This window comes from Ensifer sp. EB106-03-01-XG145 (assembly GCF_058792075.1).
Genome location: NZ_JBYTEC010000080.1, coordinates 1 through 550 on the forward strand (window position 1 = coordinate 1; position 550 = coordinate 550).

Annotated in this window: 1 protein-coding gene; it reads right to left on the reverse strand. The window is 66.9% G+C overall.

Translation table 11 applies throughout. The annotated features are described in order from the left end of the window. The coding region (locus tag AC3WWH_RS34820) for a hypothetical protein (protein ID WP_492377634.1) at positions 1-550 on the reverse strand (550 nt) is incomplete at both ends.

Genomic DNA, 550 nt, shown 5'->3' on the forward strand with positions numbered 1-550 from the left:
CAACCGCCGTCGGAACGTCGTCGACAACGCTGATGCCGACCGTTGCCGTGGCACTGTCACCATCCTGATCGGAGGCGACCACCGTGATGCCGGTCAGGTCGATCGTGTTCTGTGCCAGTCCGGCAGGATGCGGGAAGTTGTCGCTCAGCTGGACATTGATCGTCGCCTGGCCATTGGCTCCCGGCGCAATCGGCAGCGCCGGCGGAACGAGCGTCACCGTGATCGCCGCAACGCCATTGATCGTACCGGTCAGCACCGAAGTGCCCGCACCGCTCCAGACGATGTCGGCTCCGGCAATGCCGTTGACGTCGGCCGTGATGCCGCCCGTCGCGCCGAACACCATGCCCGTGATCGCGTCCGAACCGGCCGTGAAGCTCACCGTATCCGAGCCGCGCTCGGCCGGCGACAGTTCAGCCCCGCCCGCAGCACCTTCGGCGCTGCCCAGTGCGTTGGCGTTGTCCAGACCCTGCTCAGCAACGGTGATCGATGCGCTGCCGTCCGTCGCCGTCGGGCCAGTACCGTCGGTGATGCTGATCGGCTGCACTGCAGT